The organism is Alkalibacterium sp. MB6, from assembly GCF_009935905.1.
In the GTDB taxonomy this organism is placed as follows: Bacteria; Bacillota; Bacilli; order Lactobacillales; family Carnobacteriaceae_A; genus Alkalibacterium.
The window spans coordinates 45,418-60,544 of sequence record NZ_PREX01000002.1; the positions used below are offsets into that span (position 1 = coordinate 45,418).

Consider the following 15,127-nt stretch of genomic DNA (forward strand, 5'->3'; position numbering starts at 1 on the left):
TAGGACACCTTTCCAGAGGTGTCTTTTTTAATAATCCCCACGGCCTTCGAACACTTCTTGTTCAAGGTCTTTTATTGTTTCTATCAAATCTTCAATTTCTTTCTCTATCGTGCTTAGCTTTTCCCTTACTTCTTCCAGCTCGTGATAATTCTCTAACGCCCATTGGATTGCATCAGCGAATTTGTTCTTATTGTCTGCCCTGCATCCAATCATTTGACGTTCTAGGAAGTCTAAGGCTTCTTCATCTTTCATTTCTTCTCCTCCTTTTCTTTAATCTCTCTTAAACCATTTTTGATAGCTTTGATGTAATATTTTTCGAATGCCCAATTCACTTGGAGGTACTCATCTAAATGCTCGAGGATTATTTTTGCTTTTTCTTCTTCCGTCATCTTCGCCCCTCCATTCTTTTCTCCAGTTCAATTAGCATCTTCTTGCTTAATTCTGCTTTTTCTTCTTCGGTCAATTCGTAATCTCTTTCGACATCTTCTCGTGCCTCTCTAGCGCTCAATCCATTTCTCATGATCCTTAACCAATCATCATAGGCATAATCCATTAAGGCCGGTCTAGTACGTGTTTCGATTCGCATCACTCTACACTCCAATCTGCTTTAACTGCTGCGTACCAAACTGCAATGAGTGGTAATATCAAGAACTCTCCGCCAATTCCTGGCTCATAACCCATTGATAATCGTCTCGTAACTGCGTAGTCTCTAGCTATGACTGTGAGTGCAAGGCCGATTATTACCAGCGCTATTTCCCATTTATATTTACTAATCATCTCTTTTTCTCCTTTAATATTTCGCTATAGTCGATATTGTTCTCAAATGCCCAATGCTTAAATCGCTCAATCTCAAAATCAGGTATTTTGTGTCCTGGTAACTTTAGACTTCTGAGATCTCCTTTATCCAAAAGAGCATAGATGACGTTAACGCTGCTATTTAAGATTGCTGCAGCTTCTTTTACTGTATATAACTGCTTTTTTAGTGGTGCTGTTTGCAATGCCATGTGATCACTCCTTAATTTATTGACACAGACTCATTCATGAACTTGTTTATAAAATAAACCTGGCCTTTTCCAGTCACTTTAGGCGTTTTGGTAATTCTGATACTTCCATCCGGATTATTGTGAGTGCGTTCCTTTATTTCGAATATCCCCAATTCCATGGATCGTTGAGTTGGCATGTTTCTGCTTTCGCCTTTTCGACTGATTAAAAATCCGTTATCTCTTAACCAATCAAACAGTCGATTTTGTCCGATGTCGATACCGTTTTGTCTTAATAACTTAGCTAGGTCTCCTACCAATATAGATGTGTGACTAGTGGCAACAGCATCAGCAAATAGAGCTTTTGGCTGCAAGGATTGAACTTCAGTCTCCAATTGCTTCACTCTCATATCCGCAAATTCCAATGCTCGCTTCATAATCATTTCTGGACTATTCCAGCGACGTTCTATTTCAAGGAAATACTGCCTTGCTTGTTTACCTTTGTCGGTTCTTTGAATCATTGATATTTCTTTAGCCATGTCTAGCTTTAAATGATGGTCAACATAGACTGTGGTGTTACCCTGAGCTGTTACTCTTTTTTGAGTAATAGCTACATAGTCTTGATTTTCCTCAAAACCGTAACCTATCATTCTTTCAAACCAGTCATTGTATCTGGTTTTTACTTCTAAAAATTCATGTAATTCTCTACCGTTAACTAAAACATCTCCATTATCACCTTGATGTGTAACGATTAGTTCCATTTTCATTCACCTCCTATATATTTCTTCCTTCTCCAATCCGGTATTCTCTTTTGAATCGCACTCATCATTGACATATCAAGTTTGTCGAAAATTGAAACGATGTATCTAATCTCGATAAAGACTTCATCCAAATAATTCAATGCGTATTGGAGTATCGCTTCTTTGTCTTCTTCGGAATACAATTCTTCTCTTTTGGTCATCGCTAATTTTGCTCTTGCTCTTAGTGACTCTCTTTCCTCTTGTTCAATGTTCTTGATTATCTCTAGTGTGAAAGTATCCATTTTGTATGTTTCAGATTCCATCGGCGGGATCCAGTTAAATACTTCGTGTGTGAAATGTTGATTTAATACTGAATCGTCAATATATATGGCTATTTCTTCCATAGCTTCCAACGGTGTTGAATCTCCCCTAAAGTAGCCGTTGATAGTTGTCTTTGCTCTGTTTGTTCCGTTAGCAATGGTGACCTGCTTCAATTCTTTTCTCTCTGCAGCAGCTCTTAACTGTTGACTGATAACTTTCGTACTCATTTTCCTCATCCTCCTTGTATTAGGTACTTCTCCTGTAGAAAGTACGGGTAGTTTTTAATTAAACTGATTACAAGGTTAATATGCGTTTGTACTTTTTTGATTACAATTTGACCGAAAAAAGCTCCTCCACAGAACACTCTAACGCTCTAGCGAGTTCTAACGCTACCGTTGTACTTGGCACAGCCTTACCATTTTCAATTTTGTTCAAGTACGGTCTGGAGATAGACGCTTTTTCACTTAATTCTCTTTGAGTCATACGCTTATCAATCCGCTTTTCTTTAAGGTTGCTTGACATAACTATCACCTCATTTCTTTGTACTTCATTGATTACAAACTAATAGTAACCCATTGAGTACAGTATGTCAACCAATAAATACACTTTTTTTATAGTTTTTTTGTAATCAAAAGAATACAATGAATTCGAGGTGACGATATGTCTAATGAATTAGGAGAATACCTTCGTCAATTGAGAGGGAAAAATTCTTTGAGAGAGATTGCAGAACGTTCTAACGGAAAGTTGAGTCATAATGTTATCAGCACTGCTGAAAAAGGAGTTGGGACGCACGGAAACTCTTATATCCCTTCGCCAGAAAAATTAAAAGCTTTTTCTGAAGTGTACGGCGTATCGTATTCGCGCTTGATGTCCTTAGCTGGATATGCAGAAGACACTCCGGAATGGGCATCTGAAGATGATGTTATAGAGCTTGAAAAAATGTTAGATGAGAACGCTAATATGTCTTTCGGTGGGGAAAGTCTAACTCCTGAACAAAAACAACGTGTCCAAGATATATTAACTACTCTTTTCTGGGAAGAACTTCAAAAGCAGAAAAAGGGTGGTGCAGATGAATGAGCAAATAGAAGATTTGCTTTATGAGATCAATGAACGTTACAGCACTTTTGACCCTTTTGTCTTGGCTGAAGAATTCGATATAAATATTAAGTACGTCGACTTTTTAACAGACCCACTTGGTCAATATCGAAAGATATTAGGGTCTCCATATATTTTGTTGTCACAAAGCATTGAAGATAATAATTTAAAGTATTTTGTTGCTGCCCATGAATTACATCACGCACTTGTTCACGAAGATATATTAAGTTACTATTCCTTCAGTAGTAAGACTCGTGCCAAAGTAGAAATGGAAGCGAATAAATTCTCAGCTGCAATGTGCTTTAACCTTTATATAGAAGAGCAAGCAAAATTACCTGAAACCACAGTCGATTTGTTAAATGAATATGGAGTGCCGTTGGAATTGTCAGAAATACTATTGTAAAAGGAGATGAAAGGTATGTTTATAGAAAAATTTGGAATGTTGCCAAAAAAGAAAGTCTCATTTAATGGTTCTGTTTTATCTATAAAAGATAAAGATATTGCTGTTAACGACATTAAAGTGATATATAGACGCCCTTATAACTTATCAGCAAATGAGTGGGCATCTATTTACGTTAGCACGGATGGCGAAGATATTGAAAAACCAGACCTCTTTAATAAAAATTTTATTCAATACACAAACAAACAAGCTCCGAAAATGGACGAATTATTACGCTTATTGAATGTAGACATAGTAGAAAGCAACTCTGGCAAAACCTTTAAAAGTAAACCTGTACAAAAAAATGTACTGGCGTGCCCTAACTGCTCTAGCACAGTCGTTGAACATATAAGCAATAACAAAAAAGCATTCTCTGTAGGCAAAGCAATCGGCGGAGGGTTATTAACCGGAGGAATTGGTACTTTAGCAGGTTTTGCTGGTAAGAAGGGCAAAACAGACAAATGGCATTGTAAAGAATGCGGGAATGTGTTTGATAAATAAAGGAGGATAAAAATGAATGCTGTAGATATATTGGTATTACATTACTTGAGTGATAAAGATGAAACTTATGAGCTTAACCAATCTTTTTGGAAAGATAGATACAGCGCTAATATCAATAAAATTGTAAACCAACTTGTACGAAAAGGTTATATCAAACTTGAAGTAGATGTTGAAAAGTCTCTAAACACATTAAAAGTTGATCAGTTGAAATCAATTTTAAAAGCCAATGAACTCCCTGTATCTGGAAAGAAGAAAGACTTGATAAACAGAATCAAGGATGCGGCTGATGTTGAAACTTATATATCAAAACTAAATAAAGTGTGGTTGCCAACAGAACGAGGGAAAGAAGTAATAAACAATACTGATTATCTGATGTATACTCACAGAAATTTGTCGAGCTTTATGACTGTAGTTGATGCCTTTAATACAAAGAGAAACAATCCTCAACTTAATGACAAAGAAGTTTTGATACATAGCTTAGAAAGCTCGTATAACTATTCCCAAGAAACATCAAGGTTTAAAAGAAATTTAGTCTTCCCGCTATGGGAAGCTTCTAAAATTTGTAGGAATTATGACGATTATTACGGCCAATTTTTATTTTTGGTAAGAAGTTGCGTTTCGAACTTTAGTTCTCAGGAAACATTGAGTATGGAATATTTATTACAAGATTTCGATTATTTTATGGACACATATAAAATACCTGAAATGGTAACTAACGACTTAAAAATTCTGTTATCTGTCAACCCTGAATACACCGACCAATTGTATTCCGTCATAGAAGAATCAATTAAATCTCTCGACCTAAAAACCGTATTTACGGCTTCCGAGATTAAGGATTCCATTAACTTTAGTATGGATATGGATGAAAACAATTTAATAAATACGTATAAAGAAGTATTTAGTCGGTCAGGTGGCAAAAAAACCCCTCATAAAAAAACGGCAAAAAGTAAGAAATCTATCTTTGAAACACTTGGCTCAATCTACGATAGACTAAAACGTTAATTATTTGGAAAAGACTAGCCTAACCGGCTTTTCTTTTTAACCGTAAAAGAACATACATTCGTATTTAAGTATAAAAAGTACGAGAAACGGAGTGAAAACCATGTTTATTATCGAAATGACTGCCTATGAATCGGACTTTATCGACAAAAATACGGAATTATCCGGAGCTTATCAAATCAGAACATTTGATGTGGATCACTCTATGTCCCTCTTCGCTTACTATTACGAGGACTATATCCACTTGAAATTAAGACGATACGGGGAAATTGAGACGTCTGTTGATGATTGGAAGCAGCTTAAGAATGTTGGTCTCCTCTACCCTGACATTAACCTCCATGCCCCTTTAGAAGTAATGTTGGATTTAGAAGAGGACCAACTGCATGTTAAGGTGCCTCGAAGTATTTATAAAAAGGAGTAGATAACATAATGAAAGGTTCATTAAGAAAACGAGGAAACAACTGGTATTACTCTCTTGAAATGCCATCTGTAGACGGTAAAAGAAGACGTGTGGAACGCTATGGAGGAAAAACCAAAGGTGAAGCTAGATTAACCTTAAATAGAGCAATTGATGAATACGTTAATAGCGGTAGTTTATTTAAAGTATCTGAAATATCATGTAGTGATTTTTTTGAATATTGGTTTAAAAACTATGTAGAAACTAATTTAAAGGAAAATACTCAAGAAAATTACAGGAGCACAATCGATAACCATCTTTTGCCCTACCTGTCGGATTACAAACTTAAACAAGTCGGTCCAGAGATATTACAGGATTTACTTTATAAAGAAGTTGAGAAAGGTTTTGCGAAAAAAACTGTTGCCATAACTAAAAGTGTCTTAGTCAGCTCTCTTCGCCGAGCTGTCTATCCTTACCAACTGATCAAGGAAAACCCTATGACTCATGTTGAAATGCCTAAATTCGATACACCAAACTTAAGGTCTAAAGAAGACTTAAAGATACTGAGTAAAAAAGAATTTAAAAAGTTAAGGGAATATATCACTCCCTCTAATCATATGTATATGCCCATGATGATTGCCTACCATACCGGAATGAGACGAGGAGAAGTTTGTGGACTTGAGTGGGATGCGATTAGCTTTGAGGATAAAACCATCACAGTCAAAAAGAACATGATCCCAACAAAAAAGAATCCAGACGGAACCACTTATAAGATAACCACACCCAAAACACCATCCTCTTATCGAGAAATAGATATAGGTGATACATTGATCAGTTTATTGAAAACTCACAAGAAAAAACAATTAGAAAACAAATTATTATACGGCATGCATTATACTAATACTAATTTTGTTTGTACAAAAGAAAATGGCGAGCCCGTAACACCTAACGTTATTAAATGGAATATGGATAAAGCGAATCAAGATGCTGGCATTGATTTTGATTTCCACTCTTTTAGACATACTCACGCGACCCAGCTTCTAGAGTTAGGAGTTAATATCAAAGCGATTCAGCTACGATTAGGACATTCACGTATCTCGACCACTATGGATACCTATATGCATTTAACTAAAAAAGAAAAGAGGAAAGCAGCCGATATTTTTGACGCTGCTATGAGAGAATAAAAAAATCTTCCTACATTTTTCCAAAAAGTTTTGCAACCGTAGGAAAAATGTAGGAAGATTCAATATTATTCGCTTATAGTCGTTCTAGAAATAGCTCAACAACAAGCTTTAATCCTCGTCCAACTTCATAACTGACATAAAGGCTTCTTGAGGAATTTCCACATTACCAACGTTCTTCATACGTTTCTTACCAGCTTTTTGTTTCTTCAATAGTTTTTGTCTACGGGTGACGTCACCACCGTATAGCTTGGCTGTTACGTCTTTACGGTAGGCTTTAACTGTTGATCTGGCAATGATGTGGTGTCCGACAGCTGCTTGGATTGGAATCTCAAACATTTGTCTTGGTATCGTTGTTTTCAGTTGTTCAACGACTGATCGTCCACGGTTGTATGAGAAGTCTTTGTGAACGATAAAGCTTAACGCATCGACTCGATCACCGTGAATCAAAATATCCATTTTAACCAATTCACTTTGTCTGTATCCGGCCTCTTCATAGTCTAATGAGGCATAGCCTTTAGTGCTCGATTTTAATCGGTCAAAGAAGTCATAAACGATTTCAGATAATGGTAAATAATACTTCACGTTTACACGAATATCATCCAGGTATTCCATCGTAATGAATTCGCCACGTTTACGTTGAGCAATTTCCATAACCGCTCCAACGTAATCGTTGGGAACTGTAATGGTTGCTTGTACGTATGGCTCTTCTACTGATTCAATATAAACCGGATCCGGCATGTCAGCTGGGTTAGATACTTCAACCATCGTGCCATCTGTTTTATTGATGTGATAAATAACGGATGGTGCCGTTGTAATTAAATCAAGATCGAATTCTCTTTCTAGTCTTTCCTGAATAACGTCCATGTGAAGCATCCCTAAGAATCCACATCTGAAACCAAAGCCCAATGCTTGTGACGTTTCTGCTTCGTATTGTAAAGCCGCATCATTTAACTGAAGGCGTTCCAGTGCTTCTCTTAAATCTTCATACTTAGATGAATCGGTTGGATACATTCCACAGAATACCATCGGATTCATCTGACGGTAACCAGGAAGTGCTTTATCCGTTGGGTTATTTGCTAAAGTGACTGTGTCCCCTACTTGAGTATCTCTAACTGTTTTGATGTTTGCTGTAACGTATCCAACATCCCCAACCATTAGATAATCTCTTTCAATCGGCTTAGGAGAAAAGATGCCCACTTCATTTACCTCGAATTTTTTCCCGTTACTCATCATTTGAATGGTATCGCCTTTTTTAAGGGTACCATCCATCACGCGAATACTTAGTACAACACCTCTATAGATATCGTAAGCTGAGTCGAAGATTAGGGCTTTCAACGGATTATCAATGTCCCCTTGTGGCGCAGGTACTTTTTCGACAATCTGTTCTAAGATATCTTCAATTCCAATACCTGTTTTGGCACTCGCCAATACCGCATCGCTTGTGTCCAATCCAATAATGTCTTCGATTTCTTTTTTCACTCGTTCTGGATCAGCTGCTGGCAAGTCAATTTTATTGATAACCGGTATGATTTCCAGGTCGTTATCCAGTGCTAAATAGACGTTAGCAAGCGTTTGTGCTTCGACACCTTGTGCAGAGTCAACGACTAAAATAGCTCCTTCACAGGCAGCCAAACTTCTTGATACTTCATAAGTGAAGTCGACGTGTCCTGGTGTATCGATTAAATGAAGAACGTAATCTTCACCGTTTCTGGCTTTATAGTTCACTTCTACTGTATTTAATTTAATGGTAATGCCGCGTTCTCTTTCCAAGTCCATTGAATCAAGCATTTGTTCATGCATTTCTCTGTCAGCAACTGTATCAGTTAGCTGAAGTATACGGTCGGCAAGAGTCGATTTCCCGTGGTCAATGTGTGCAATAATAGAAAAGTTTCTAATTTGTTTTTGACGCTTTCTAGCAAAATTTTTATCCATTGAATTTATATCCTCATTCCCTTTAAAAAACATTCTTACCTATTATACCAACAGTTTACGCATAGTACAATGTATTAAGGGACAGAAGAATGCTATGGCCCCATGTTTTCTTTCAACGTTTCATTCCTGAGACAACTTCTTACCTTTAAAATCTACTCACCTTATAAGTCCAACGTGGACAGACAGTTAGACTACTTAATTACCCGCTCGAGTCTTTTCTTTTTCTTGAGTGAGCAGTTAATCAGAGTTAACTTACTACTCAACTCTTATACTTTCTCGAGTGAGCAGTTAAACAGAGTTAACTGACTACTCAAGCCATATATTTTTTTGAGTGGATAGTTAAGCAGATTAAATTACCCCAACGAGAACTATAGGAATGATTAGTGGGCGTATTCATAGTTACACTTAATAATTAAAACTATCCAATTCTCGGCTTGAATGAAAATACGAACAATCATCTGTTTATGACAAAAAGTCATTGATGATTGTTCGTATTTTACTCTGTGCTATTTAAATGAAGGTCGATTTACTTTAACTAAACTATTTGCTTTTATCTTTAAAAGCATCCCTGAATTTAGAGAAAATAGATCCATCTCCTTGTTCATTCACTTCGCCGTAATTACTTGCTTTCGCAAATTGTCTCAAGTAATCCGCTTGGTCCTCAGATACTTCTTTTGGTACAACAACGGTTACTTTGATGTGTTGATCACCATTACCTGTTCCTCTTAAGCGGGGAGCCCCTTTTCCTCTTAGGCGGAAAGTGGTTCCTGGTTGAGTTCCCGCTGGAATCTTGAACTTGACTTTGCCATGAACGGTTGGCACTTCTAATTCGTCGCCAAGTGTCGCCTGTACAAAGTTAATCGGCATATCATAATAAATTTCAGGTCCTCTGCGTTCAAACATCTTAGATGGTTTGACTCGGAAAATGACGTATAAATCGCCATATGGTCCGCCGTTGGTTCCGGCATCCCCTTGGTTTTGAAGTCTCATTTGGTTCCCATCTTCAACACCAGCTGGGACGGTTACTTTTACAGAATGTTGTTTCTTCGTGTGGCCGTCTCCATGACACGTGCCACATTTCTCTTTAATCTCTTTACCTGAACCGCTACATGTTGGACACGTTTGCTGAGTCATCACACGACCAAATGGTGTGTTACGCTCGACATTTACTGCACCGGCACCATGACATTGCGAACACGTTTGTGGGCTCGTGCCAGGTTTCGCACCACTACCCGCACACGTGTCACACGTTTCTTCACGGTTATAACGAATGGTTTCTTCTTTACCAAAGATTGCTTCTTCGAATTCCAAATCCATAACGTATTGCAGATCTTCACCTTGTCTAGGTGCATTAGGATTACGACGACGTCCGCCGCCTCCACCAAAGAACTGATCGAAAATGTCTTCGAATCCGCCAAAACCACCGGCACCGCCTCCGCCAAATCCGCCTCCGAAGCCACCACCGGCTCCAAAGTTAGGATCAGTTGACGCATGTCCGTATTGGTCATAAGCTGCTCGTTTTTGGTCATCACTCAGTACTTCATAAGCTTCAGTGATCTTTTTAAACTTTTCATCAGAGCCTGCTTCTTTATTGATGTCTGGGTGATATTTTTTTGATAATTTACGGTAAGCTTTTTTGATTTCGTCTTTGTTAGCATCTCGAGAAACGCCAAGGAGATCATAAAAGTCTTGTTTTTCTGCCATAGTATTCCTCCATCACTACATCTCTTTTTATTCTTTCATAACAGCTATAAAAAGAGTCACTTCAAAAAGAAAGAAAGCACTTGAGTCATTGAAATAAGTGCTTTCTTTTCTTCTATCCTTCAACCTTTTTTACTTTAATTATTCGTCGTCTTCGACTTCTTCGAATTCTGCGTCAACCACACCGTCTGATGAGTCAGTACTTGTTGTATCTTCAGCACCCTCAGCACCTTCAGCTGCTTGTTGTGCTTGAGCAGCTTGCTCGTATAACTTAACTGACATTTCTTGAACGATCTCATTCAAGCTGTCAAGTTTAGTTTTAATGTCTTCAATATCGTCGCCTTCTAAAGCTGTTTTCAGTTCATCACGAGCGTCTTCTGCTTTCTTGATATCTGCTTCATCAACTTTACCTTCTAATTCTTTCAACGTTTTGTCGATTTGGAAGACTAATTGATCTGCTTCGTTGCGAACTTCTACTTCTTCTTTACGTTTTTTATCTGCTTCAGCGTTTTCTTCCGCTTCTCTTACCATGCGGTCGATTTCATCATCAGATAAACCAGATGACGATTTAATTGTAATTTTTTGTTCTTTACCTGTTCCTAAATCTTTAGCCGATACATTGACAATACCGTTTTTATCGATATCAAATGTCACTTCGATTTGAGGCACACCACGTGGTGCTGGTGGAATATCAGTTAATTGGAAACGTCCAAGTGTTTTGTTGTCTGGAGCCATTGGGCGTTCACCTTGAAGAACGTGTACGTCAACGGCTGGCTGGTTGTCTGCTGCTGTTGAGAATACTTGCGATTTACTTGTAGGGATCGTTGTGTTACGGTCAATTAATTTTGTAAACACGCTACCCATTGTTTCAATACCTAGTGATAGAGGTGTAACGTCTAGTAGAACGATATCTTTCACTTCTCCAGAGATTACCCCACCTTGAATGGCAGCTCCCATCGCAACTACTTCGTCAGGGTTAACTGAACGGTTAGGCTCTTTACCTGTTTCTTTTTTAACTGCATCGACGACTGCTGGTATACGAGTTGATCCACCAACTAAAATAACTTGGTCGATTTCAGATTGTGATAAACCAGCATCTTGTAAGGCTTGACGAACAGGTCCTTTTGTTCTTTCAACTAGATCATCAGTTAACTCATCAAATTTCGCACGAGTCAATGTGATTTCTAAGTGCAATGGACCAGCATCGCCTGCACTAATAAATGGCAAGCTGATTTGTGTTGACGATACACCTGATAAATCTTTTTTAGCTTTTTCTGCTGCATCTTTCAAACGTTGCATAGCCATTTTGTCTTTAGACAAGTCAATGCCGTTTTCTTTTTTGAATTCATCTACTAAATAATCGATGACTTTTTTATCAAAGTCATCTCCACCTAGGCTGTTATCTCCTGAAGTAGACAGAACATCAAAGACACCGTCTCCTAATTCAAGGATAGACACGTCAAAGGTTCCTCCACCTAAGTCAAAGACAAGGATTTTTTCTTCTGTTTCTGTTTTATCTAAACCATAAGCAAGTGATGCTGCAGTTGGCTCGTTAACAATACGGTCAACTTCTAAACCAGCGATTTTACCAGCGTCTTTAGTTGCTTGACGTTGAGAGTCGTTAAAGTAAGCAGGAACAGTAATAACGGCGTTCGTTACTTCTTCTCCTAAATAATCTTCAGCGTATGCTTTTAAGTGTTGCAAAATATAAGCAGATAACTCTTGTGGAGAATACGTTTTGCCTTCAGCTTCAACTTTGAAATCTTCACCCATGTGACGTTTAATTGAAATCACTGTGTTAGGGTTTGTGATAGCTTGACGTTTAGCTACTTCTCCAACTTGTATTTCACCATTTTTAAATGACACAACAGATGGTGTTGTTCTGTTACCTTCTTTGTTAGGAATAATCTTTGCTTCTCCGCCTTCTAAAACGGCTACTGCTGAGTTTGTTGTTCCTAAGTCAATACCAATTACTTTTCCCATTAATAATCTCACCTTTATCTATAGAATTTTTTTTATAGTGTTACTGATACTTTAGCAGCACGCAAGACACGGTCTTTTAATTTATATCCTTTTTCAAAGACTTGTGCTACGGTATTGCTCTTTGCATCCCCTTCGGCTGGTACTTGTGTATACGCCTCGTGGATGTTTGGATCAAATGGCTCACCTACTGGATTAATGACCTCAATACCTTCAGACGCGAAGGCTTGTAAGAAACTGTCATAAACCATTTCAATTCCTTTTTTCAAATTCTTCCCAGCTTCTGTATCAACTTCAATACTTAAAGCACGTTCTAAATTATCCAATGCTGGCAATAGTTCTTTAGCCAATGATTGTGATCTATACTTCACGACATCTTCTTTTTCACGTTGATTGCGTCTGCGCATATTAGCCATTTCTGCTTGTAAACGTAAATAACGATCCGACAGTTCATCCAATTCAGTTTGGAGTGTCGCTACGTCTGAATTGACTTCTGATGTCTCTTCAGACTGTTCTTCATTAGTTGAATCCATTTCCTCTAACACTTCTTCTTCTTGAATCGTCGGCTCAACTTCTTCATTTGTGTTGTGCTCTTCTTTTTCTTTCACTATACTTCCTCATTTCTGTATTAATCTAAATAGTAATTTAAAAGGGTATGAGTGAGTTGTTTTCTAAATACATCCAACACTCCAAAAGTCTCGTCATATGCCATACTAGTTGGTCCTAATATAGCGATAACGCCTTTCCCATACTTACTTACATTATATGTGGTTGTGACTAAACTAAATTCTGTAAATAAGTCATTATTTATTTCATCGCCTATTCTAACGTCGAAATCTTGATTCATCTTCTCAATGAGATGAGTTAATCCGACTGAATTATCCAATAGGGAGTATAGAGATTTTAATTTTTGGCGATCCATGTTTTCGGTGAAATCAAGCAAGTTCAACTTACCAGATATATGATACCTTTCCTCAGTGGATTCGTCAAAAATTGTTTCTAAATTGATAAACATGTCAATCGCATTGGAAGCATATTTCCTTAAGAGCAGCGGAATATCTCTTTGCAATTTCCTGGTGACTTCCATTAAAGGTAGCCCTACAAGGTGATGGTTAAAAATATTCGCTACTTTTATCAAATCAGATTCTCGAATCGACTTAGGCAACTTAAAGACCTTGTTTTCAATTGTTCCATAGTCTGTCTGAATGATTGCCATGACATGATGATCATTTAACGCTACTAACCTGAAACCCGTTAACCGTGTATCGTCAGCTTTTGGGCCCAAAACAATAGCTGTATAGTTCGTCAATTCTGATAACAACTTGGCTGACTGATGCATGATGTCATCCATTTCCTCAACATGGTTTCCAAGCATTTGACTAATGACATCCAATTTATCTGGCGTCACTTCCTGCGGTCTAACCAAATGGTCGATATAAAATCGATACCCTTTTATAGATGGTATCCTTCCAGACGACGAATGCGTTTTTTGAATAAATCCAAGTCGTTCCAGATAATTCAGCTCATTTCTAATTGTAGCTGAACTGGCATCGATTTCCGATTCCTCAAGCAGTGTCTTCGATCCAATTGGAAGGCTCGTAGAGGTGTATAAACGAATCAATCGGTCTAAAATAATCATTTGTCTCTTTGTCAACATGTGCATCACTCCTTGGCACTTACGAGACAGGGTCATTTCTTCAATCTAATACTACATTAAATTAGCACTCGATAGTTACGAGTGCTAACACCATTAATAATGTAACAAATACTGATATGAGTGTCAATATTTTTGTCTGATTAATTTTGACTAAAGTCAATTTTTCTTTGATTTATCATCATTTCTTCTATATTAAGCTGGTTTAGCAATAAAGAAGGTGAAAAGAGTAGGACTATTAATAATCCAACTTGTTCAAGGTTACATTTGATAAGATTTCTTTTGACTCCAATTCGTCTTGTTCTAATCGCTGAATGAGTTCGTCTGCTGAATTGAACTTTATCTCATCTCTTAAATAGTCCACCCATTTAACCCTGACGTCTTCGCCATAAATGTCCTCTTTGAAATTAAACAAATGAACTTCGATAGAATAGCTTGGTCGGTGACCAAATGTTGGATTGTAACCAATAGAAGCCATACCATCAATCCATTCATTATTCACTTTCAACTTAACAGCATAAATGCCGCGCTTAGGAACCATAATGTAAGGATGAGGGTAGATGTTTGCTGTCGGGTAACCTAACTCCCGTCCTCTCGCATCCCCATGAATGACAAAACCACTAATTTCATACAAATAACCTAACAGCTCATTTGCTTCAGCTACTTTCCCCTCACTAATATACCGTCTGATACGAGTGGAACTAATTTTATCATTTTGGAATTCTTTCTTCTCTACAGTCACTATCTCAAATCGGTTTTTGGCATAGTCTGGAAGAGTCTTCATGTTTGCTTTATCTGCTTTACCATAAGTGTAATCAAAGCCAGCAACAACAACCTTAGCATGCCACCCAACGATGTAGTCGTCTACGAACTGTTGAGGAGGCAAATTACCAAAACGTGCTGTGAAATCCACTTCATATAAAATATCTACCCCTAATCGACGCATGATATCTTCTTTTCTATCTAGAGGCGTCAAATATGTGTGGGTGTCAGGGTCAAATCGGCGGTAAACAAAAGCGGGATGCCTATTAAAAGTCATCACTGCACATTTAATGCCTCTTTCTTTTGCAATCTTTATTCCTTTGTTAATGACTTCTTGATGCCCTCTGTGTATACCATCAAAGAAGCCTAGGACGAGTACAATATCATCCGGATAGATGTCATCCGTTTGATAAGGATGATGAATGTTTATTATTTGCACAGT

Annotated in this window: 20 protein-coding genes; 6 read left to right on the forward strand and 14 right to left on the reverse strand. The window is 37.7% G+C overall.

Going from position 1 to position 15,127, the window contains the following annotated elements:
• Positions 1-27: 27 nt before the first annotated feature.
• The 8 genes from C3945_RS01340 to C3945_RS01375 form a co-directional block, all read right to left on the reverse strand.
• Positions 28-252 (reverse strand): hypothetical protein, encoded by a 225-nt coding sequence (locus C3945_RS01340; protein ID WP_161877888.1) that lies wholly within the window; start codon positions 250-252, stop codon positions 28-30.
• Positions 249-389: a hypothetical protein gene (locus tag C3945_RS01345; protein WP_161877889.1), complete on the reverse strand. Its 141-nt coding sequence runs from the start codon at positions 387-389 to the stop codon at positions 249-251. The genes C3945_RS01340 and C3945_RS01345 overlap by 4 nt, the downstream gene beginning before the upstream one ends.
• Positions 386-589, reverse strand: a complete 204-nt coding sequence (locus tag C3945_RS01350; RefSeq protein WP_161877890.1) for a hypothetical protein — start codon at positions 587-589, stop codon at positions 386-388. Before C3945_RS01350 ends, C3945_RS01345 begins: the two co-directional genes overlap by 4 nt.
• Complete coding sequence (locus tag C3945_RS01355; RefSeq protein ID WP_161877891.1) at positions 586-777, reverse strand: hypothetical protein; 192 nt, start codon at positions 775-777, stop codon at positions 586-588. Before C3945_RS01355 ends, C3945_RS01350 begins: the two co-directional genes overlap by 4 nt.
• Complete coding sequence (locus C3945_RS01360) at positions 774-1,004, reverse strand: helix-turn-helix domain-containing protein (RefSeq protein ID WP_161877892.1); 231 nt, start codon at positions 1,002-1,004, stop codon at positions 774-776. Before C3945_RS01360 ends, C3945_RS01355 begins: the two co-directional genes overlap by 4 nt.
• Positions 1,005-1,015: 11 nt before the next feature.
• Positions 1,016-1,741, reverse strand: coding sequence for a phage antirepressor KilAC domain-containing protein (locus tag C3945_RS01365; protein WP_237585440.1), 726 nt, complete (start codon positions 1,739-1,741; stop codon positions 1,016-1,018).
• A gap of 2 nt (positions 1,742-1,743) precedes the next feature.
• On the reverse strand, positions 1,744-2,268 hold the full coding sequence (locus tag C3945_RS01370; RefSeq protein WP_161877894.1) for a hypothetical protein: 525 nt from the start codon (positions 2,266-2,268) through the stop codon (positions 1,744-1,746).
• 100 nt (positions 2,269-2,368) lie between these two features.
• Positions 2,369-2,563 (reverse strand): helix-turn-helix transcriptional regulator, encoded by a 195-nt coding sequence (locus C3945_RS01375; RefSeq protein ID WP_161877895.1) that lies wholly within the window; start codon positions 2,561-2,563, stop codon positions 2,369-2,371.
• A 138-nt stretch (positions 2,564-2,701) separates the two neighbouring features.
• Between C3945_RS01375 and C3945_RS01380 the strand changes: the two genes are divergently transcribed.
• The 6 genes from C3945_RS01380 (at position 2,702) to C3945_RS01405 (ending at position 6,656) form a co-directional block, all read left to right on the forward strand.
• Positions 2,702-3,118 (forward strand): helix-turn-helix domain-containing protein, encoded by a 417-nt coding sequence (locus tag C3945_RS01380; RefSeq protein WP_202623258.1) that lies wholly within the window; start codon positions 2,702-2,704, stop codon positions 3,116-3,118.
• Positions 3,111-3,539 (forward strand): ImmA/IrrE family metallo-endopeptidase, encoded by a 429-nt coding sequence (locus tag C3945_RS01385; RefSeq protein WP_161877896.1) that lies wholly within the window; start codon positions 3,111-3,113, stop codon positions 3,537-3,539. The genes C3945_RS01380 and C3945_RS01385 overlap by 8 nt, the downstream gene beginning before the upstream one ends.
• A 15-nt stretch (positions 3,540-3,554) precedes the next feature.
• A complete protein-coding gene (locus C3945_RS11910) occupies positions 3,555-4,076 on the forward strand; it encodes a hypothetical protein (RefSeq protein ID WP_161877897.1) in 522 nt (173 codons plus the stop codon).
• Positions 4,077-4,088: 12 nt separating this feature from the next.
• A complete protein-coding gene (locus C3945_RS01395) occupies positions 4,089-5,078 on the forward strand; it encodes an SAP domain-containing protein (RefSeq protein WP_161877898.1) in 990 nt (329 codons plus the stop codon).
• 100 nt (positions 5,079-5,178) lie between these two features.
• Positions 5,179-5,496 carry a hypothetical protein gene (locus C3945_RS01400; RefSeq protein WP_161877899.1) on the forward strand — a complete coding sequence of 106 codons (318 nt, stop codon included), beginning with the start codon at positions 5,179-5,181 and terminating at the stop codon, positions 5,494-5,496.
• Positions 5,497-5,504: 8 nt separating this feature from the next.
• The gene (locus C3945_RS01405; RefSeq protein WP_161877900.1) at positions 5,505-6,656 is read left to right on the forward strand and encodes a tyrosine-type recombinase/integrase; all 1,152 of its coding nucleotides are present in this window, start codon (positions 5,505-5,507) and stop codon (positions 6,654-6,656) included.
• 108 nt (positions 6,657-6,764) lie between these two features.
• Here the strand turns inward: C3945_RS01405 and lepA are convergent, their stop codons facing one another.
• The 6 genes from lepA to C3945_RS01435 all read right to left on the reverse strand — a co-directional run bounded on the left by lepA (position 6,765) and on the right by C3945_RS01435 (position 15,124).
• Positions 6,765-8,588 carry a translation elongation factor 4 gene (gene lepA, locus C3945_RS01410; protein WP_161877901.1) on the reverse strand — a complete coding sequence of 608 codons (1,824 nt, stop codon included), beginning with the start codon at positions 8,586-8,588 and terminating at the stop codon, positions 6,765-6,767.
• Between the two features lie 540 nt (positions 8,589-9,128).
• On the reverse strand, positions 9,129-10,292 hold the full coding sequence (dnaJ, locus tag C3945_RS01415) for a molecular chaperone DnaJ (protein ID WP_161877902.1): 1,164 nt from the start codon (positions 10,290-10,292) through the stop codon (positions 9,129-9,131).
• Positions 10,293-10,430: 138 nt separating this feature from the next.
• Positions 10,431-12,272 carry a molecular chaperone DnaK gene (gene dnaK / locus C3945_RS01420; RefSeq protein ID WP_161877903.1) on the reverse strand — a complete coding sequence of 614 codons (1,842 nt, stop codon included), beginning with the start codon at positions 12,270-12,272 and terminating at the stop codon, positions 10,431-10,433.
• A gap of 32 nt (positions 12,273-12,304) precedes the next feature.
• Positions 12,305-12,877: a nucleotide exchange factor GrpE gene (gene grpE / locus C3945_RS01425; protein WP_161877904.1), complete on the reverse strand. Its 573-nt coding sequence runs from the start codon at positions 12,875-12,877 to the stop codon at positions 12,305-12,307.
• A 20-nt stretch (positions 12,878-12,897) separates the two neighbouring features.
• Entirely contained in the window at positions 12,898-13,926 is a 1,029-nt protein-coding gene (hrcA, locus tag C3945_RS01430; protein ID WP_161877905.1) for a heat-inducible transcriptional repressor HrcA, read from the reverse strand.
• A 235-nt stretch (positions 13,927-14,161) separates the two neighbouring features.
• Positions 14,162-15,124 carry a bifunctional riboflavin kinase/FAD synthetase gene (locus C3945_RS01435; RefSeq protein WP_161877906.1) on the reverse strand — a complete coding sequence of 321 codons (963 nt, stop codon included), beginning with the start codon at positions 15,122-15,124 and terminating at the stop codon, positions 14,162-14,164.
• Positions 15,125-15,127 lie beyond the last annotated feature (3 nt).